The 18,675-nt window shown below is 69.5% G+C and carries 17 protein-coding genes and 2 pseudogenes; 11 read left to right on the top strand and 8 right to left on the bottom strand.

Going from position 1 to position 18,675, the window contains the following annotated elements:
* Positions 1-7 precede the first annotated feature (7 nt).
* The 4 genes from OG456_RS42320 to OG456_RS42305 all read left to right on the top strand — a co-directional run bounded on the left by OG456_RS42320 (position 8) and on the right by OG456_RS42305 (position 2,837).
* Positions 8-793, top strand: coding sequence for an SDR family NAD(P)-dependent oxidoreductase (locus tag OG456_RS42320; protein WP_266570393.1), 786 nt, complete (start codon positions 8-10; stop codon positions 791-793).
* 229 nt (positions 794-1,022) lie between these two features.
* A complete protein-coding gene (locus tag OG456_RS42315; RefSeq protein ID WP_266570392.1) occupies positions 1,023-1,715 on the top strand; it encodes a discoidin domain-containing protein in 693 nt (230 codons plus the stop codon).
* A 113-nt stretch (positions 1,716-1,828) separates the two neighbouring features.
* Positions 1,829-2,065: a chaplin gene (locus tag OG456_RS42310; protein WP_266570391.1), complete on the top strand. Its 237-nt coding sequence runs from the start codon at positions 1,829-1,831 to the stop codon at positions 2,063-2,065.
* A 142-nt stretch (positions 2,066-2,207) separates the two neighbouring features.
* Positions 2,208-2,837, top strand: a complete 630-nt coding sequence (locus tag OG456_RS42305) for a TetR/AcrR family transcriptional regulator (RefSeq protein WP_266570390.1) — start codon at positions 2,208-2,210, stop codon at positions 2,835-2,837.
* A gap of 19 nt (positions 2,838-2,856) precedes the next feature.
* On the opposite strand, the gene OG456_RS42300 is transcribed toward OG456_RS42305, so the two are convergent.
* Positions 2,857-3,414: a TetR/AcrR family transcriptional regulator gene (locus tag OG456_RS42300; protein WP_266570774.1), complete on the bottom strand. Its 558-nt coding sequence runs from the start codon at positions 3,412-3,414 to the stop codon at positions 2,857-2,859.
* 168 nt (positions 3,415-3,582) lie between these two features.
* On the opposite strand from OG456_RS42300, the gene OG456_RS42295 reads away from it, so the two are divergent.
* On the top strand, positions 3,583-4,527 hold the full coding sequence (locus OG456_RS42295) for an aldo/keto reductase (RefSeq protein ID WP_266570389.1): 945 nt from the start codon (positions 3,583-3,585) through the stop codon (positions 4,525-4,527).
* A gap of 35 nt (positions 4,528-4,562) precedes the next feature.
* Here the strand turns inward: OG456_RS42295 and OG456_RS42290 are convergent.
* Positions 4,563-6,212, bottom strand: a pseudogene (locus tag OG456_RS42290) (IS200/IS605 family accessory protein TnpB-related protein).
* Positions 6,205-6,785, bottom strand: a pseudogene (locus tag OG456_RS42285) (IS607 family transposase). The pseudogenes OG456_RS42290 and OG456_RS42285 overlap by 8 nt, the downstream one beginning before the upstream one ends.
* Before the next feature lie 142 nt (positions 6,786-6,927).
* Between OG456_RS42285 and OG456_RS42280 the strand changes: the two are divergent.
* Positions 6,928-7,890, top strand: coding sequence for an ankyrin repeat domain-containing protein (locus OG456_RS42280; RefSeq protein WP_266570387.1), 963 nt, complete (start codon positions 6,928-6,930; stop codon positions 7,888-7,890).
* 127 nt (positions 7,891-8,017) lie between these two features.
* On the opposite strand, the gene OG456_RS42275 is transcribed toward OG456_RS42280, so the two are convergent.
* Entirely contained in the window at positions 8,018-8,761 is a 744-nt protein-coding gene (locus OG456_RS42275; RefSeq protein WP_266570773.1) for a class II aldolase/adducin family protein, read from the bottom strand.
* A 246-nt stretch (positions 8,762-9,007) separates the two neighbouring features.
* Between OG456_RS42275 and OG456_RS42270 the strand changes: the two genes are divergently transcribed.
* Positions 9,008-9,658: a TetR/AcrR family transcriptional regulator gene (locus tag OG456_RS42270; RefSeq protein ID WP_266570386.1), complete on the top strand. Its 651-nt coding sequence runs from the start codon at positions 9,008-9,010 to the stop codon at positions 9,656-9,658.
* Between the two features lie 119 nt (positions 9,659-9,777).
* Here the strand turns inward: OG456_RS42270 and OG456_RS42265 are convergent, their stop codons facing one another.
* The gene (locus tag OG456_RS42265; protein WP_323136445.1) at positions 9,778-10,878 is read right to left on the bottom strand and encodes a haloacid dehalogenase-like hydrolase; all 1,101 of its coding nucleotides are present in this window, start codon (positions 10,876-10,878) and stop codon (positions 9,778-9,780) included.
* Between the two features lie 339 nt (positions 10,879-11,217).
* On the opposite strand from OG456_RS42265, the gene OG456_RS42260 reads away from it, so the two are divergent.
* Positions 11,218-12,138 carry a class I SAM-dependent methyltransferase gene (locus tag OG456_RS42260; RefSeq protein ID WP_266570385.1) on the top strand — a complete coding sequence of 307 codons (921 nt, stop codon included), beginning with the start codon at positions 11,218-11,220 and terminating at the stop codon, positions 12,136-12,138.
* A gap of 230 nt (positions 12,139-12,368) precedes the next feature.
* On the opposite strand, the gene OG456_RS42255 is transcribed toward OG456_RS42260, so the two are convergent.
* On the bottom strand, positions 12,369-13,043 hold the full coding sequence (locus OG456_RS42255; protein ID WP_266570384.1) for an SDR family oxidoreductase: 675 nt from the start codon (positions 13,041-13,043) through the stop codon (positions 12,369-12,371).
* Between the two features lie 123 nt (positions 13,044-13,166).
* Between OG456_RS42255 and OG456_RS42250 the strand changes: the two genes are divergently transcribed.
* Positions 13,167-13,727: a TetR/AcrR family transcriptional regulator gene (locus OG456_RS42250; RefSeq protein WP_266570383.1), complete on the top strand. Its 561-nt coding sequence runs from the start codon at positions 13,167-13,169 to the stop codon at positions 13,725-13,727.
* A gap of 24 nt (positions 13,728-13,751) precedes the next feature.
* Here OG456_RS42250 and OG456_RS42245 read toward each other — a convergent pair whose 3' ends face one another.
* Positions 13,752-14,225, bottom strand: coding sequence for a MarR family winged helix-turn-helix transcriptional regulator (locus tag OG456_RS42245; protein ID WP_266570382.1), 474 nt, complete (start codon positions 14,223-14,225; stop codon positions 13,752-13,754).
* A 117-nt stretch (positions 14,226-14,342) separates the two neighbouring features.
* On the opposite strand from OG456_RS42245, the gene OG456_RS42240 reads away from it, so the two are divergent.
* Positions 14,343-14,945 carry a UbiX family flavin prenyltransferase gene (locus OG456_RS42240; protein ID WP_266570381.1) on the top strand — a complete coding sequence of 201 codons (603 nt, stop codon included), beginning with the start codon at positions 14,343-14,345 and terminating at the stop codon, positions 14,943-14,945.
* Positions 14,946-14,993: 48 nt separating this feature from the next.
* Positions 14,994-16,493 carry a UbiD family decarboxylase gene (locus OG456_RS42235; RefSeq protein WP_266570380.1) on the top strand — a complete coding sequence of 500 codons (1,500 nt, stop codon included), beginning with the start codon at positions 14,994-14,996 and terminating at the stop codon, positions 16,491-16,493.
* Positions 16,494-16,524: 31 nt separating this feature from the next.
* On the opposite strand, the gene OG456_RS42230 is transcribed toward OG456_RS42235, so the two are convergent.
* Positions 16,525-18,480 (bottom strand): amino acid transporter, encoded by a 1,956-nt coding sequence (locus OG456_RS42230; RefSeq protein ID WP_266570379.1) that lies wholly within the window; start codon positions 18,478-18,480, stop codon positions 16,525-16,527.
* Positions 18,481-18,675: the final 195 nt, after the last annotated feature.

Genomic DNA, 18,675 nt, shown 5'->3' with positions numbered 1-18,675 from the left:
ACGCCCCATGCTCACGCCCACGGACGTGCTGAAGGACAAGGTCGCGGTCATCTACGGCGGAGCCGGCTCCCTGGGAGCGGGCGTGGCCCGGGCGTACACGGACGCGGGCGCGCGGGTCTTCCTGGCGGGGCGCACGGAGGACACCCTGCGGAAGGCCTCGGCCGAGGTGGGCGCGGAGTACGACGTCGTCGACGCCCTGGACGAAGCGGCCGTGGAGGCGCACGCGGGCGCGGTGGTCGAGCGGGCCGGCCGGATCGACATCTCCTTCAACCTCGTGCCGCGAGGTGATCTGCAGGGCATCCCGCTCACGGAGATGTCCGTCGACGACTACACGCGGCCGGTCGTACAGGGCCTCTCCTGCCAGTTCATCACCGCGCGAGCAGCCGCCCGGCGCATGGTCGCCCAGGGCGGGGGAGTGATCCTCTCCCTCGACAGCGGCTCCCGGAACGGCACCCCGATGCTGGGCGGCACCGGCGCCGCAGACGGCGCGACGGACGCGCTGATCCGCCAGCTCGCGCAGGAGCTGGGCCCGTCCGGGGTGCGTGCCCTGGGCATCTGGACCGCCGGCGTAGCGGACACGCTGACGCCGGAGAAGCTGGCCGGGGCCGGCGCACCGGCCATGGACGAGGCGGCGTTGCAGGGGGTACTCGCGCACCTCGACAGCCTGCGCATGACGAAGCGCTCGCCGCGCATCGCGGACATCGCCGCGCTCGCGACGTTCCTCGCGTCGGACGCCGCCTCCTCGATCACGGGTACGTGGATCAACGCGACGGCGGGGATGTTCCCGAGCTGACGGTCTGTCCCTGCCGGTGCGACGGCGGCGTCGCTACACGGCCCGGGCAGACGGAGCGAGAGCAACCGCCCGATCGAACTCGGCCGCGAGGGCAACGGCGTCGTCGGCTGGAACCACCGACCAGATCTCCAACGGACCGGGCTGTACGAGCGACGAGAACCTGTTCGTGCGTGAGCCGTCGTGGCGCGCCTGAGCGTCGGCTCCGTCCGGTGGAGGCGGCCTGGCCCGAGTGCGTGGCACTCGCTCGGGCCAGGACAACCTCTACCACGACGGCCCCGTGCCCGCCGCGGACAAGGCGGCCGTCACCGGCGACTCGGGACTCACGTCGCCGGGCACCGCCAAGTCCCTCACCGACCTCTCCGGATACGTGCCGTCGGCGAACTCGCCGGTGATCGCCGCGGGGATCGACATCGCGAACGACGGAGGCCGTGACGCGGCCGGCACCGCCCTGCTGTCTGGCATGCCCGACCTCGGCGGCCTCCAGCGATCCGCCGGCCCCGGCCGCGACGAGGCCGTGCCGACGGCCACCACCACGTTCGGGAACGGTCAGTCGGCGTCGCCCGCCGCGCTCACCGACGGCTCCGACTACACGAGTTGGGCCAACCCCAGCACCGGAGTCACCTACCCGGGCACCATCACCCTGACCTTTCCGAGCCGTCGTACGGTCTCCGAGGTCGTCCTGGCCACGCACTTCGGCCAGGGCCAGGGCATCACGAAGGCGGACGTCCAGACCTGGGACGGGTCGTCGTGGGTGACCCGGGCCGCCGACGCACAGATCACGTGGACGGGCAACACGGCAACCGTCGAGCGCAGGTCGCTACGCCTCCCGAGCGCCGTTGCCACCACGGGTGTCCGCCTCGTGGTGAAGGCCGCCAACCACACCTGGGGCAACCTCTCCGTCAACGAGATCACCACCCGCTGACGGCATCCCCGGGGGTCCGACGCCACGCCCCTGATGGGTGCAATGAATCGCGCGCGGCGGGTGACAGGGGTGTTATTGGTCCGGAAGTACCGTCATCTCACTTGAGGAGAAGAATGCGTATCCGGACCCTTATCGTCACTGCCGCCCTGGGTGCTGCCACCGTCCTCGCAGGTGCCGGCGTGGCCAGCGCCGACAACGAGGCGGACGGCGTCGCCTCCAACTCGCCCGGTGTCATCTCCGGCAACGTCATCCAGGTGCCGGTCGGCATTCCGATCAACGCCTGCGGCGACTCCGTCAGTGTCATCGGTCTGCTGAACCCCGCTCTCGGCAGCGGCTGCGCCAGCAACTGATCTGGCGCCGGAGCACCACGGCTGGGCCCGCCCGGGAGACTCTGGGCGGGCCCGGTCCCGTATCGCGCCGTCCGTGGCGCGGTCACCTGGCCGCTGACGCGTAAAATGGACCAGCAGGTCCACAGTGGCGGCGAGGGAATCCATGATCACCAGCGGGACGACGACGGTGCGCCTGACCGCGAAAGGCGCCGCGACCCGGCTGCGCATCGTCGAGGGCGCGGCCGCCGAGATCAGGGAGCGGGGCGCGGCCACGACCACGCTCGACGACATCCGCGCCCGCACCGCGACCAGCAAGAGCCAGATCTTCCACTACTTCCCAGGCGGCAAGGACGAACTGCTCCTCGCCGTCGCCGCCCTGGAGGCGGAACGGATCCTGGAGGACCAGCAGCCCCACCTGGACGACCTCGGCCGCCTTGACACCTGGCAGGCGTGGCGCGACTGGCGCGACGCTGTCGTCCGGCGCTACGAACGGCAGGGCGTCAACTGCCCCTTGGGCGTGCTCATGACCGAGCTCGGCCGCAGAACGCCCGCCTCGCAGCGGCTGACCGGGCAACTGCTCGCCCAGTGGCAGTCCGCGCTGAGGGACGGCGTGCGGTGCATGCAGGGCAGCGGGCTTATGGACCCCGCGCTGGACGCCGACCGTACGGCGGCCGCCCTGATCGCCGCGGTGCAGGGCGGGGTGACCGTCCTCATGGCCACCGGCAGCACCGCCCATCTGGAGGCGGCGCTGGATACGACGTTGGAGCTGCTGGGCCGGTTCGACGCGGAGTGACTCACCGGCCCCGTCGCCCCTATGGGTGCGGCTTCGGGCGCACGGCGTCGACGACGAGATCGAGCAGCCGGCCGGTCTGCTGCGGCGTGTTGCTGTTGGCGGCTGTCGACAGGAACGCGCCGAAGACGATCGCGGTGACGTCGTCCGGGTCGACGTCCCCGCGGAGCGAACCCGCTTCGGCTCCCGCCGTCAGGATCGTCCCGATGGCCGCCGTGATGCGTTCACGTGTGGTCGGGGTCGTGATCCGTCCTGAGGCCCAGCCGGCGCGCAGCGTGTCGATCATCCCGCGCTTCGTCGCCGTGAACTTCGCGTAGTTGTCCAGCCACGCACGGAGCGCGACATCGGGCGGGAACTCCTCGAGCAGCGCGGGAGCGCTTGTCGTGACGGCGTCGAGCTCGGCGGCGTAGACGGCCTCGACGAGCGCCTCGCGGGTGGGGAAGTGGCGGTAGAGCGTGCCGATCCCGACGCCTGCCTCACGGGCGATGCCCTCCAGTGCGACGGTGTCGTCCGCGGCGGCGAAGGCGGCCCGCGCGACAGCGACGAGGTTCTCGCGGTTGCGCTGCGCATCCGCGCGCAGAGGGCGCTCGGCGCGCCCGGCCCTGTCACCGGGTGGGGGCGTGCCGGCGGGTGCGCCGGTGGGCGTCGGTTCCGGCGGAGTCAAAGCGGAGGTCCCTCCGGTAGTGCTACGGTCGATAGAGCGGAGGTTCCTCCGCTTACGCCAATCGTCCCACAGGAGCGACTTCCTATGACGACCACCGGCACATCCTCTTCCGACACCACGGCCACGGGCGCGGCACGCCCGGGAGGCCCCGGACAGCTCGCGGGCCGCACGGTCTCGCGCGTCGGCTTCGGCGCGATGCAGCTCGAGCGCCTGCGCGAGGACCGCCGCGGAGCCCTTGCCCTCCTGCGCCGCGCGGTCGAGCTCGGTGTCGACCACGTCGACACCGCGCATTTCTACGGCAACAGCTTCGTCAACGGGCTTCTGCGCGAGGCCCTCCGCCCCGAGGACGGCGTACTCGTCGTGAGCAAGGTCGGCGCCGACCCCGATCCGGGCGCTCGCATCCCCCTGCGCCCCGCGCAGCGGCCCGAGGAGCTCCGGGCGAGCGTCGAGGACAACCTCAAATCCCTGGGTGTCGACCAGGTCCCGGTGGTGAACCTGCGGCGGCTCGACTCCGGACCCGGGCTGCGGGCCGAGGGCGACCAGGCGGTCGACATCGACGACCAGCTCGCGGCCATGACCGCGATGCGCGACGAGGGCATGATCGGCGCGATCGGCCTGAGCAGTGTCACGGCCGAGGGCCTGCGCCGGGCGATCCCGGCGGGCATCGTCTGCGTGCAGAACGCGTACAGCCTCGTGGCGCGCGACGACGAGGCCATGGTGGAGATGTGCGCCGCCGAGGGAATCGCCTGGGTGCCGTACTTCCCGCTCGGCGGCGCGTTCCCCGGCATTCCGAAGGTGACCGAGGAGCCCGCGGTCCTGGCTGCGGCGCAGTCCCTCGGCAGTACGCCGTCGCAGGTCGGCCTTGCCTGGCTGCTCCAGCACTCCCCGAACACGCTGCTCATCCCCGGGACCGCGGACCCCGGCCATCTCGAGGCCAACATCGCCGCGGGCGCGATCACGCTCGACGAGGCGACGGTCGCCTCGCTCGACGCCGTTCCGTCGCGCTCGGCGGACGTACGAATCGGCTGATCGCCCGCGCCAGGGCCTGCGTTGTCAGACCGTTCCTAAACAGTGTGCGGGAGTGGCATCTGATGCTCGCTCCCGGAACTGCGCGCATCCCGAACGGTGTTGGATGCGCTGGGTTCCCGCGTTCGCTGTGTGCCGGTCTGGTGACGTGCATCGTGTGCACGGTCCGTGACGGGTGGGCGGGTTCCCTCACGCCCGCGTGCGCCTGGTCCGGCCTGGGCGGTCCGATGCCCACGACGATCGCTCTGGTCGTCGTGGGGCGGTGCCGTCCGTCGCCGGATCGGGTGCCCGAGGGCGTGTCGCCCGATCGCGACGCTCGCGGCGTCGTGTCGGGACATCTTGCGGGTGGTGCTGGTCAGAGGTTTGCGCCAGTGCTCATCGCCCCACATCGACGTGTATGCCGGGTCGACGGCGACGATCGACAGGCCACTGTCGGCGGCCATGGATACCAGGCGGGCCTTGAGATTGCCGGTGGGCGTGCCGGAGATGAGCTGCCGGAACTTCTTCTTGCGGCCGTGCTTCTCGCGGGTTTTCTCGGTGGTGAAGTCGAGGTTCTCGATGCCGATGGCCTGGACGCCGCATCGCTTGGTCCAGTGCAGGAGTTGGCTGATGGCGTGCCGGATCTGTGCGTCGCGATGGTCCGCGGTTCCGGTGAGGTCGTAGAAGAAGCGCCGCGGGTCGCCGACCGGGTTGCCGTGCGCGTCGAGGTGGTAGGCGGCGAGGTGGTCGGCGTTCGTATCCACGCCGACCATGCCCTGAGCCCGGGCTGCATCCAACGGGACCGTCTTCACCACGGGCTTCGTCCACGCGGCGGTGAGGTACCAGCGCCCGCACTGGTCATCGAGGTGGATGCGGTACGCGACAGCCCGGTTACCTTCGATACGGTCGCGCCACTCGGCGCCCCGGTGCTGGAACCGCACCTCGCAGGAGAGCACGTACCGGCTGTTCTTGCTGTTGGCGAGATGGGCGAGCGGGGCGGGCAGCTTGACGGAGACCTCACCATCGGGGGTGACGCGGATCGTCTCATTCCCGAAGCGTTTGCCGGACTCGCCGTCAGCGGCCATAAACCAGCGCTGGGCCTCCCACCGCTGCCGCCATTGCGTCTCGGTGAGTTGGGCGGCTTCGAGATGGTGACGGTTGCCCAGCAGGCGTCGGCCGCCGCGCACCACCTGCACGACACCTGCCTGATACTCGGCGCGCGCCTCATCGAGGCGGTGCTCCAGCGTCGCCAGACGGCGCGACTTGTGAAACCACTCGCCCCGGGAGCGGTATCCGCCCGGCGCCCGCTTGGTGCCCTTGACACCGATCGGCTGGGACAGGCGATGCACAAGGGTGCGCACACCGGCCTCAAGGGACTGGATGTGCGCGAGCTGACAGCGCCGCGACAGCGCCCACTGATCGTGCGTGGCCCTCGTGATACTCCCCGCCCAGCGCTTGGACGACTGGCCGGTCAGGGCCTGCTTACGGGCCGCCCACGCATCCGCGTTGTGGTCCAGGCCGTCAGCGCAGCGGGCCTTGAGATCGAGGGACGCGAGCTGTCCGAGGTGTGCGCCGACCAGACGCAACACCTTGTCGTACACGTCGGTGAGGTGCTTGAGGCGGTCACGGATCGCGACGCCGGACGGGCCGAGCGCGACGAACGGGTCCTCGATGGTGCGCAGCCGCTGCGTCTTCGTCGGCTCAGTCAACGCCGGCCGCCGCTTGAAGGGTCTTCGCGGCCCGGTTCTTCGCCGAGCGACGCCCGTACAGGCGGGCACAGAACGAGGTCAGCACCTCCACCATGTCGCGGACCAGGTCGTCCTCGACCTCGCCGTCCTGAAAAAACGACGAGTTGACGGCCGGTCGCGGACAGAGCGGCCCTCGACGAGTTCGACATTCATGCGGCCGAGACGGTCTTTGTGTTCGACCACCACACAGGTCACTTTCGGGTCGGCCAGCAGCCGCTTCGCCTTCGCACGGCCACCGTTCATACCCGAGGCGATCTCGGACTCGATCCGCACCACCCGGTGACCAGCCTTCACCGCCCACGCCGACAACCGAGCGGTCTGACACTCCAGATCGGCCTTCTGATCATGCGAGGAGACCCGGGCATACAGACCCACACCACCGGTCACGGAGGGTGAGGAGTTCGCGTCGGTGTTCACCAAAATCGTGCGCGGTCCCACCCGGCGGGCGGGCACCGGCAGAGTGCCCTCACGAAACCAGCGATACGCCGTATGCGGGTTCACCCCCTGCACCCGTGCCCACTCCGTCAGATTCATATGCTGATAACGCCAACAACTCCCTCATAGTTACGCACCCTCAACAACCTTTCGCAGGCAGCAGTTGGGAACCCCTCTGCCATGGTGTTCGTACGGGGGCGGTGCGACGAACTGCTCGTGCGGGCACTGAGGGGGGCGGAAGATGGCACAGGACAACAGCGGCTGGTTAGACGCGAGGTGGGAGGACTGGAAGGACGCCGACAACATCCGGCGACGTCTCGATCAGGGGGCTGATCCCGAAGTGTGGGGCGGGGGGCCGTTGCACCGGGCGGCGGCCTTCGGCTCACCGGAGGTCGTGGCGGAACTGGCACGGCGTGTACGTGATGTGGACGCGCTCGACGACGGGACGACCGCGCTGTGGGAGGCGGTCATGGAGAACCGGCCGGACAACGCACGGGCGTTGGTCGCCGACGGGGCCGACCCGTGGCGAGCCCAGTTCGGCGGTTGGTCGCCCGGCCGGCTGAGCCTGGCCGGACCGGCGCCGGACCTCTTCTCAGTGCCCGAGGGTGAACACGGGCTGACCGAGGCGGAGCGCACTGTGGCCCGGGAGGGCAGACGCCTCGTCGAGGCGCTGGGCGCCTTCCACTACGAGGGCACAGGCCTCGTGTGCGTGGCCGGGATCGACGCCCAGGAGGCGATCCGCCGCCTGGAGGCGAAGCCCGCGGACGGCGAGGACCTGGAAGAACTGCTGGACGACCCCTGCGCGTACGACATGTACGAGAGCCTCCAGGTCATCGGAGTGACGACCGTGCCCGGCGGCTGCGTCGTCACTCAGCCGTGGGGCTATGCGCCCCAGATGCCAGGTGTGACGGCCATACTGTCCGCCGGCACCTACTGCTACGGCCTGTACGCCAACCCCAAGAGCGGCAACCAGGGCATCATCGCCCGGGACGGGGTCATCGAAGGCTCGGACCTCCACCCGGGCGGTGGACCGGACCACGGCGACAAGTCGGAGGAGGTCTTGTTCTCCTACCTCTTCCAGAACAACGCGGTGGCCTACTCCTGCGCCTATGCAGGCCTGCGCCTGACGGACGCGCGCGCCGTCATCGGGCCACCGGACGGGTGGGTCGAACTGCCTCGGCGTGACTACTGGACGTACTCGTGACTACTAGACGTACTCGTGACCACGGAGGTGTCCGTCACGCGTCGCCGCGAGCAGGCACGGCTCGATGCGCGGCGACGGCCGCTTACCGGTCCGCGCCGAACCGCCGGTGGGCCCAGGGCCGGAGCCGTCAGTCGAAGAGGTCCGGCTGCTCCTCGATGATCTGGTCCCACAGCGGCCGGAGCTGGAACCACCCCGACAACGGGCTGCCGATCTGCTCCCGTACCTGGAGCGCCGTGTCCCGGTCGATGGGGTACGGCGTGCCGGCCGCCATGGCCAGGAGCTGTGCCTGGCAGGACCGCTCCATCGTGATGAACCACCAGGCGGCCTCGGCCACACTCTGACCGACCGTCAGCAAGCCGTGGTTGGCGAGAATGACGGCCTTGTGCGGGCCGAGCGCCTCACCGATCCGCCGGCCCTCCTCGGTGTCGTTGACGACTCCGCGGAAGTCCTCGTAGAGCCCGTGGTCCTCGAAGAAGGCGCAGGCGTCCTGGGTGAGCGGGTCGAGCCGCCGGCGGAGCGTGGAGAACGCCTTGCCGTGCACAGAGTGGGCGTGGGCCGCGGCGACGGCGTCCTCGCGGGCCTTGTGCACTTCGGAGTGGATGCAGAAGGCGGCGCGGTTGACGGGGTGGCTGCCCTCGACGACGTTGCCGTCGTGGTCGACGAGGACGAGGTCGGAGACCTTGATCTGGGTGAAACTCATGCCGAAGGGGTTGACCCAGAACCACCGCGGGTTCTCCGGATCGCGCGCCGTGATGTGCCCCGCCACGCCCTCCGAGAACCCGAACTTGCCGAACAGCCGGAAGGCCGCGGCCAGTTCCCGCTTGCGGTGCAGTCTCTCCTGCTCCACCGAATCGAAGGTGGGCGGGAGCATCGCCTTGAACCCCGGCGGTACCGGTCCGATGCCGGTGTGGGGCGGTGTTGTCGCAGCGAACGTGTCCATCGATTGCCTCCTCATGAGCGCCGAACGGCAACAGGTGCGCGTGCGGCGCTGGACCGGACAAGGGGTGGGGGCACCCGTATGCGATACAGAACCGTATGGGATACAGATTCGTATCCGATACGGTGCTGTATCGTGGTGCGGGTCACATCGGGGTGTCAACGGCCAGGGAGGGACGCGTTGCCGAAGGGGCCCACCAAGCGTCGCCCGCAGACGACCGCGCGGCTGCTGGAAGCGGCGCAGGAGGCGTTCGCCGAGCGCGGATTCTACGGAACCTCGATCGAGATGATCAGTGAGCGGGCCGGGCTCACGCGCGGGGCGTTCTACTCCAACTTCCGCAACAAGGAAGAGCTTTTCTTCGCCCTGTTCGACCTGCACGCCCAGAGCGTCGTCGACCGCCTGACACGGGCCGTCGCGGAACTCGAGGACTCGGACGACCCCGTGCGGGCGGTACTCGTGAGAACGGGCACCGTCGACGCGGCCGAGCGCCGCTGGTACCTGCTGTCCACCGAGTTCACCCTGCACGCCATCAGGCATCCCGAGACGGCACGACTCCTCGCGGAGCGGGACCGCGGACTGCGCGAGGAGATCGCCGGCATACTCGCCCGACTCTTCACCAGCATCGGCCGCAGCCCCACAGTCGACCTGGACTCCCTGGCCCGCCTCACGACAGCCGTCCACGAAGGCTCCTTGGCCCAAAGCCTCGTGGAACCAGACCAGTTGGCACCCGAGGAACTGGCCGTCACCTTTCTGCCACTGCTGATCGACGCAGTCTCGGAGCCTGCATCGCCGGGGGTAGGCGCACCACACAAACAGTCGCGCCCGAAGTAGCCGCGCCCGAAGCAGTCGCGCCCGAAGAAGTAGCCGCGCCCGCAACAGTCAGGCCGAGGCAGCCAGGACCGAAATGGCCGCGCTCCTCACGGAACGCGGCTACGCGGAACTCGTCGGCGTCAGCGGATCTGATCCGGCGTCACGGTCAGCCACTGCTTGTCCGCAGTCACCTTCTGGCCCAGCTCCTTCTGGCGTTTCGCGCCCGCGGCCTTCATGCCGTCGATCTCCTTCATATAGCTGTCCTTGCGGTTGACCCACACGCGCACGCCGCCGTGCCCCACGTCCGTCGACCGCAGCAGCATCGGACCATCGCTCTTCGGGGTGTCGCCCGCGGCCAGGATGGGCTTCCGCCAGGCGTCGATGTACGTGCTGATCGCGGCGGGCTTGCCCTCGTACCAGGTGGCCGGTGCCCAGAGAGTGGGCGTCAGTTCGTGGTCGGCGAGCTTCGCCTGGTCGTAGTGGCCGGCGGCGATCTCCTTGCGGGAGCTGGTCACCTCACCCGTCTTGCGGTCCTTGAGGAGGGCGGCGACTCCGAGCACCTTCTCGGGCCGGACGCCGTAGCCGTACCTGGGGTCGGCGAGCACCATCCGTACGAGGTCCTCGCTCGCGGCGCTCACCACGTACACCTTGATGCCGTGCGTGCTCAGCGTGCGGTAGAGCTCCTGCATGCCCGTCGAGAACTGCGGCGGCTTCACCCCGCCAGGCAGTGGCTTGTCGTAGGCGAGCAACTCGTCGATGTAGCCCTTGAGTTGGATCAGCGTGAACCCGGAGAAGATCTGCGCGGCCCACGGGTACGAGACCTGGTCGTCGATGTCGCACAGGCGGGCGTAGTACTCGGTCAGCGTCTCCTTGTGCGTGGCCGTGTCCTTGAACGGAATGATCTTCAAGGACGGGTCCATGGTGTCGCGTGTCAGGACGCCCTTCATCTCCAGGAAGGGGAGCAGGGACTCTTCCAGGTCGTTGCGGTACGTGGTGTTGTCCGCGTCGAAGACCGCGTACGCGCCCTGGTGGTCATGCGCGGCGATGACCTTCGCCAGCTTCTTCGCCACGGGCGCCGGCCAGTGCTTGAGCTCCGCCGCCACGGCACGCTGCTGTGCGCCGTCCGCCGCCGCCGTGGCGTCGGTGTCCGGCCAAAGAGCGCCCGCGGCGACCACCGCGCAGGTGAGGGCGCCCACCACGCCGAGCAGGACGGGCTTCTTGCGCATCGGGTGTCTGTTCACGGCGCGCAATGCTAGGGCGAAGCGCACGGATTACCCATGATCGAAATCATGGAGTGGGGGCGCGGGGTGCGGGTAGGCGCGATGTCAGCGCCTGCGACCGGGAGTTGGTGGCCAACTTCTTGAACTCCAGCGGCCACGCGGCCGGTGGTCGACGACCGCCACCGGGCCGATCTCATCGGGAAACGGCATGTGACGGCACGCTACCGTCCGGTCGTACCGCCCGCGCCTGCCTGGCTCACTCGGGCCTCACTCTGTGTCCCGGCACCTCACCGGATCCAGGCGTGGAATCATCGGGCCGCCGGACACGTGCGGGAACTCTTTGACGGGCGGTGGGCGGGGATGGGTCCAAGCTGGGAGTGGGACGACAGCCTGTTCGCGGGGACCGCCCGTTACTACCGGCGCGGGCGGCTGCCGTACGCCCCCGGGCTGGCGGGCACGCTCGCCGAGCTTCTGAAGCCTGACGGGCGAGGACGGCTCATCGATGTCGGATGCGGACCGGGCGTCATCGCGCTGAGCCTGGCGCACCTGTTCAGCGAGATCGTCGGCGTGGACCCGGACCGCGGGATGGTCGCCGAAGCGACGCGTGAAGCCGCCGAGCGGGGCGTGGCCGGGAAGGCGCGGTGGGTCCAGGCCCGGGCCGAGGATCTGCCGGCCGGCCTCGGCACGTTCGACGTCGCGACCTTCGCCCAGTCCTTCCACTGGATGGACCGCGATCTGGTTGCCGTAACCATCAAGGGCATGCTCAAGACCGGCGGGGTGCTCGCGCACATCTCCGATCTGAAGACGGAGACGGAGACCGGAGCGGGGAAAGGCGCGGGGACAGGGACAGGGACAGGGACAGCGACAGGGGCGGGTACGGGTGCGGAGACGCGGATCGTCGGGGGTCTTCCTCATCCGGTGGCGCCCCGTTCGGCCATCGACGGGCTGGTGAAGGAGTATCTCGGGCCGGTCCGTCGGGCCGGCCGGGGCGTTCTCCCGCACGGGACACCGGGCGGTGAGGCCGCGGTGTTCACCCGGGCGGGATTCTCTGGTCCGCAGCGCTATGTCGTGCCCGGCGGACAGCCGCTGGAACGCACCGCTGACGATCTGGTCGCCGGGGTGTTCTCGATGTCGTTCTCGGCGCCGCACCTCTTCGGCACGCGCCGCGACGCATTCGAGACGGACCTGCGCCAACTCCTGCGTGAGGCCTCCCCGTCAGGCCTGTTCTCCGAGCGTCAGCCGAGCGCGGAGATCTTCATCTGGCGCAACGACCCCTGCTGACCGCGCTGTACATGGACCGACTCCCGTTTTTCCGGTGACCGTCGCGAATCGGCTCAGTCATCGAATGACGTCCGCGCAGGGTTCGAAGGCTGTGGCGGGATGCAATCAGGGTCTGTCGGGCTCGTCCCGCTGTTCCGGTACTCCTCCCATCGGTGGAGCCAGTTCCACGCTTTTCCTCACCTCCCGAGGTCGTGAGGGGTGAGCCGCTGTGCGTTGGTGAAACGCCGCATTCAGGCGGTGGCCAGACCCCGCTTGACCTGCCGTGTGACGTCGTCGGCGAGGATTTCCGGGAGGCCGTCCGCCACGGCGTTCAGGGCCTGGGCCGCCACATCCGCGGGGTCGACCTTCTGGTCGCCGGGGACGCGGGCGGCCATGTCGGTGTCCATGTACGCCACGTGCAGGGCAGTGACCGTGATGCCGCGGGGTGCCAGCTCCTCGCGCACGGCGTTCGTCTGCGCCCACGTGGCGGCCTTCGTCGCCGCGTAGGACCCGAGACCGGCCGGGTGCAGCCAGGACAGCGCGGAGAGCACGTTCAGCACCGCGCCTCCGCCGTTGCCCTCGATGACCGGGGCGAACGCCCGGGTAAGGGCGAGCGGCCCGAAGAAGTTCGTCTCCAACTCCAGGCGTATCGCGTCCAGTTCGCCGGTGACGAGAGTCGTGCCGGTGGAGATCCCGGCGTTGTTCACGAGCAGTGTCGCGTCGGATGCGACGCGGGCCGCGGCCCGGACCGACTCTTCGTCGGTCACATCCAGGCGGAGCGGGGTGACGCCCGCCAGGTCCACGGTCTCGGGGCGCCGCGCCGCCGCGTACACCTTCGCTCCGCGCTGCACGAGCTGGTCGGCCAGGTGGCGGCCCAGCCCTCGGTTGGCCCCGGTGACGACTGCGACCGCGCCCTTGAGTTCCATGTCCGCTCCCAATGGTTCGGGGGCCCGGTGATCGGGCCCGCCAAGTAGATTACGTACATAATCTAAACAGGGTCTAGGATAGATGGCAACTGACATCCAATGGGGAGAACGGGGAGGTGGCCGATGGGCCGCGTATCGCAGGCGCAAGCGCTGGAGAACCGCCGGCGCGTGGTGGAGAACGCCTCCCGGCTGTTCCGGGAGCAGGGGACGCAGGTCAGCGTCGCCGAGCTCATGAAGGCGTCCGGCCTGACCCATGGCGGTTTCTACAAGCAGTTCGCCTCCAAGGAGGCGCTCGTCGATGAAGCCACCGCCCACGCGTTCGACGAGCTCACCCGGCGTCGCGCGGCCGGCCTCGAGCGGAGCGACGGGCGGCGCGATGCCGCGCAGCAGGCGCTGATGGACGTCTATCTCTCCGTCGCGCACCGCGACAACTCGGCGGACGGCTGTCCCGCCGCCGGCCTCGCCTCCGACATGGCCCGCGGGTCGGGCGACCGTGAGGCTCGCCGCGTGTACAGCGAGGGGGTCGGTGACTTCGCCGACTGGCTTGCCACCGACGATCAGGACGGTATGGCTCGGCTGTGCACGATGGTCGGCGCACTCGTCCTGGCCCGCGCCACCAGGGAATTCCCGCTCTCCGAGGAGATCCTCACCGCCGCGCGGGAAGCTCTGACGTCAGCCGATTGATGGCACTGCCGGTGCGTCGAGCGGCTACTGATTCGCTCCCTCGACGGCGCGCCGCATGAGGCTGAGGAACTGGTCCCGCTCGACGGGGTTGAAGTGGGCCAGCATCTCTTCGCTGATGCCGACGACGGCGGGGGCGAGAGTCGTGGCCAGTTCGCGGCCCGCGTCGGTGATGGTGACGAGCTTGCGCCGCCGGTCCTTGTCGTCCTTCGTGATCGCCACCAGGCCTCGGCGCTTGAGGCGTTCCAGCATCGGCGCCGCGGTCGACTTGTCGAGGCTGGCGAGGGTGCCGAGCGTGCCCTGATCCATGGGGCCGTGGGTCCGGAGCAGGCCCAGGACGGTGAACTGGGGGCCGGTCAGGTCCTGGTGGACCTGCTCGTGCCACAGGCGGGTGTGGATCTGGCCGAGCTGGCGCGCCAGGGGGCCGAGTCCGTCGAGCGCCGCGTGGAGGGTGGCGGAGGTGCCGGACGTGCCGTCGGCCGGTGTGTCGGTTCCGTTCATCGCTCTGCGCTGCCCTTTCGGAATTGATTAGGACGTACACGTAGTATACCGTCCCAGAAGTAGGACGTGTACGTCCTTGTTTGTGGTGGGGTATCGACGTGAGACGGAGGTGGCGACGTGAGGATTGTCGTCGCGATGACAGGAGCGACCGGTGCGCCCTTCGGTGTACGGCTTCTGGAGGTGCTGGGTGAACTGGGCGTGGAGACGCACCTGGTCGTGAGCCGATGGGCCCGGACGACCCTCGCCCAGGAGACCGGGCTCAGTGTGCGCGAGGTGCAGGCGATGGCATCGGTGTGCCACAGCCCCGACGACCAGGGAGCGTCGATCTCCAGCGGGTCCTTCCGCGTGGACGGCATGGTCGTCGTGCCGTGCAGCATGAAGACGCTGGCCGCCATTCGGACGGGCTACGGGGACGGGCTGATCGGGCGCGCGGCGGACGTGACGCTCAAGGAGCGGCGGCGCCTTGTCCTGGTGGCGCGCGAAACCCCGCTGTCGGCCGTACACCTGGAGCACATGCTCGAGTTGACCCGCATGGGCGCCACGGTCATGCCACCGGTGCCCGCGTTCTACAACCACCCCACCTCCATCGCGGACCTCGTCGACCACATCGTGGCGCGCGTCCTCGACCAGCTCGACCTGGACATGCCCGCCGCCAAGCGCTGGCAGGGCCTGGGAGCGGCCGTACCCGGCGGACCTGTCCGGGACGCCAAGGGCGCCTGAGGCGTCCACCCGTTCGCCCGAATTCGCGTATACAGAAAGGGATGTGCCATGACTCAACACGGCAGTGCGCTCAACTTCCGTGATTTCGTTCAGGAGTTGCTCGACTCGGGAGACGCGGTCGACATCCAGGAGCCGGTCAGCCCCACTCTCGAAGCCGGTGCCATCACCCGTCGCGTCTACGAAACCCGCAGCGCAGCCCCGCTGTTCGGCAACCTCACCGAGGGGGACGCGGGATTCAGGATCCTCGGAGCGCCCGCCGGCCTGAGCCCTCTCAAGGATGGCGCCCACGGCCGGATCGCCACGCACTTCGGGCTGCCGCGCGACACAGCACCCCGCGCCCTGCTGGAACACCTCGTCTCCGCCCTGCACGCCGAACCCGTCGCCCCACGCGTCGTGGAAACCGGCCCCTGCAAGGAGAACGTGGCGCGCGGAAGCGACGTCGACCTCCGCCGTTTCCCGGTCCCGCTGCTGCACGAACAGGACGGCGGCCGCTACCTCGGCACGTACGGCTTCCACGTGGTGCGCACGCCCGACGGGGAGTGGACGAGCTGGTCGGTCGCCCGCACCATGCTCAACACCCGCGACACCCTGGTCGGCCCGGCCATGCCGCAGCAGCACATCGGAATGATCCACCAGATGTGGCGGGAGAAGGGCGAGCCCACCCCCTGGGCGATGGTGCTCGGTGCCCCGCCCGCCGCGCTCGCCGCCGCGGGCATGCCGCTGCCCGCCGGAGTCGACGAGGACGGCTACGTCGGCGCGCTGACCGGCAGTCCCGTGGAGGTGGTCCGTACCGAGACCAACGGCCTTTACGTACCGGCCAACGCCGAGATCGTCCTGGAGGGCTGGATCAGCCACGAAGAGACCGCGCCCGAAGGGCCGATGGGGGAGTACCACGGCTACTCCTTCACCGGCAGCAAGCCGCAGCCCGTCTTCCACGTCGAGGCGGTGACCCACCGGAACGAGGCCGTCCTTCCCGTCTGCGTGGCGGGTCTGCCCCCGGAGGAGAACCACACCATCTGGGGCACGATGATCTCGGCCACGTCCCTCGATGTCCTGCGTTGCGCCGGCCTGCCGGTGTCCATGGCCTGGTGCTCGTACGAGGCCGCGACCTGCTGGATCGCCGTCTCCGTCGACACGCGGCGCCTGGCGGAGACAGGGATGGGGGAGAAGGAGCTGGCGGACGCCGTGGCCGGGGTTCTCTTCGGCTCGCACACGGGATGGCTGGTGCCCAAGGTGGTGCTCGTCGCGGACGACATCGACATCACCGACGTCGACCAGCTGGTGTGGGCCATCGCCACCCGCTACCACCCCGGCACGGGCGAGTACGTCTACCCGCAGGCGCCGGGTATCCCGATGGTCCCGTACCTCACCGAGGAAGAGGTGCGCACGGGCAGGGGCGGCAAGTCCGTCATGAGCTGTCTGCTGCCCGGGCAGTTCGAGGGCCGCGCCGCCGGCGTCACGGCGTCGTTCGCGAACTCGTTCCCGGATGACGTGCGGCAGCGGGTGATCGAGAACTGGGCCGGCTACGGCTATCCGGAGGTGAGTTGAGTGTGGGCGGGCCCGACGTCCTCGGCGGCGTTCAGCCCACATGGACGTGGGGCCGGCGGGCCGGGTCGGGTTCGGCCTCCCGCAGGACCTCGCGGGTGACGGGTGCCACCTCGCCCTGGCCGAAGAGGAAGAAGCGCAGGAAGTTGGCGAGGGGATTGCCTTCGGTCCACTCGAAGTAGATGTGGGGAACCCGGCCGGTGGTGTCGCGGATGTGCAGGAGCAGGGCGGCCAGGGCGTTGGGGATGGAGGAGCCCTCCAGGGTGAGGACCCGGTAGCGGTTGTGCAACACCTCGCCGCGTACGTTCAGATCCCCCTCGAATTCCGACGGGTCGAGCACCGTGACCTCGACGAAGACGAAGTCCTCCTGCGCCGGGACGTCGTTGTCGTGGCGGACCTGGTCGATCTTCTCGCGGTATTCGGCGATGTCGCGGTTGTCGGGCTCGTTCGCGATGAACCTGATCCTGCGGCTGGCGATGTCGCGCACGAAACGCTCGGCCATGGCGTCGAACGTGACGTGGGTGACGCGCAGTTCGAAGGCGCGGGCCAGCCGGGAGAGAAGCGAGACGAGGATGATGCCGGCGATGAAGCAGGCACCGATCTTCACGCCGTCCGGGCGCTCGATGACGTTGACGACCGTCGTGTAGAGGAACACCGCCGAGATGATGGCGAAGCCGATGGTCCAGTTGCGCTGCCCGGCCTTGCGCGCGGCGATGGTGACGGCGATCGCGGCGGAGCAGATCAGGACGAGGACACCGGTCGCGTAGGCACCGCCCTGCGCGTCGACGTCGGCGTTGAAGATCCAGGTCACCAGGAACGCGATCAGAGTGAAGACGATCACCATCGGACGTACGGCGCGGGCCCAGTGCGGCGCCATGCCGTACCGCGGCAGGTAGCGGGGCATCAGGTTGAGGAGCCCGGCCATCGCGGAGGCGCCCGCGAACCACAGGATCGCGATGGTGGAGATGTCGTAGACCGTGCCGAAGGCGCTGCCCAGGTACTCGTGCGCCAGATACGCGAGCGCCCGGCCGTTGGCCTGGCCGCCGGACTTGAACTCCTTCTCCGGGATGAGCAGTGTGGTGATGAAGCTGGTGCAGACGAGGAACACGCTCATGATCGCGGCGGCCGTGGTCAGCAGTTTCTTGGCGCCCCGGATGCGGCCCGTCGGCCGCTCCTCGGTGTCGGTGGGGTCGCCCTTCACATGGGGCATCACCGCCACGCCGGTCTCGAAGCCGGAGAGGCCGAGCGCGAGCTTGGGGAAGACCAGCAGGGCGACCCCGATCATGGCGAACGCGTTGCCGTGTTCGGCGGTGAGCGCCGTCGACCAGTCGGTGATCACATGCTCCTTCGTGATCACGTGCCAGAGGCCGGTCACCACCACCACGACGTTGAGCGAGAGGTAGATGCCGACGAGGACGACGGCGACGCCGATCGCCTCCAGGAACCCCTTGAGGAACACCGCGCCGAGCAGGGCCACGAGTACGAGGGTGATGACCATCTGCTTGTTGTGCAGGGTGTCCGTCAGATGGGGGTTCTCCACGAGGTGGGTGGAGGCGTCCGCCGCCGACAGGGTGATGGTGATGAGGAAGTCGGTCGCGGCGAAGCCGAGCAGGGTGAGGACGAACAGCTTGCCCTTCCAGAAGGACAGCAGCCGCTCCAGCATCGCGATCGAGCCCTCGCCGTGCGGGCTCTCCTCGGCGACCCGGCGGTACACCGGCAGCGCACCCACGAGAGTGACGATCACCAGCACGATGGTGGCCACCGGCGACAGCAGACCGGCCGCGAGAGCCGCGATGCCGGGCTGGTAGCCGAGGGTGGAGAAGTAGTCGACGCCGGTCAGACACATGACCCGCCACCAGGGCTGCCCCTTGTGGGACGGCTCCGGCTCGGCGGCCGCCCCCTGCTGCGGGGTCTTCGCCATGTCGGAGAGGCCCTCGAGCATCCACGCGCGCAGGCGACTCGTACGGGCGGCCCCGTGGGTGGTGGCCATCGGTGTACTCCTGACGTGCTGCCCAGCCCGGGGTCCCGGCCCTCACACGGACACCCGGGCCGACGTCCACAGCTCGCGAGACCCAGGCCCATGCCCGGCTCCGCGCTGAGAGGAACGGCGCCGCTCGTCCGTGCCGCCCATTGTCACCACCGGCCGGAGGATCGGCACGGCGACGGAGCGCAACCGGCGGGGGTC

Source organism: Streptomyces sp. NBC_01446 (assembly GCF_026340095.1).
In the GTDB taxonomy this organism is placed as follows: domain Bacteria; phylum Actinomycetota; class Actinomycetes; order Streptomycetales; family Streptomycetaceae; genus Streptomyces; species Streptomyces aureus.
This window is presented reverse-complemented; position numbering and strand designations above follow the sequence as displayed.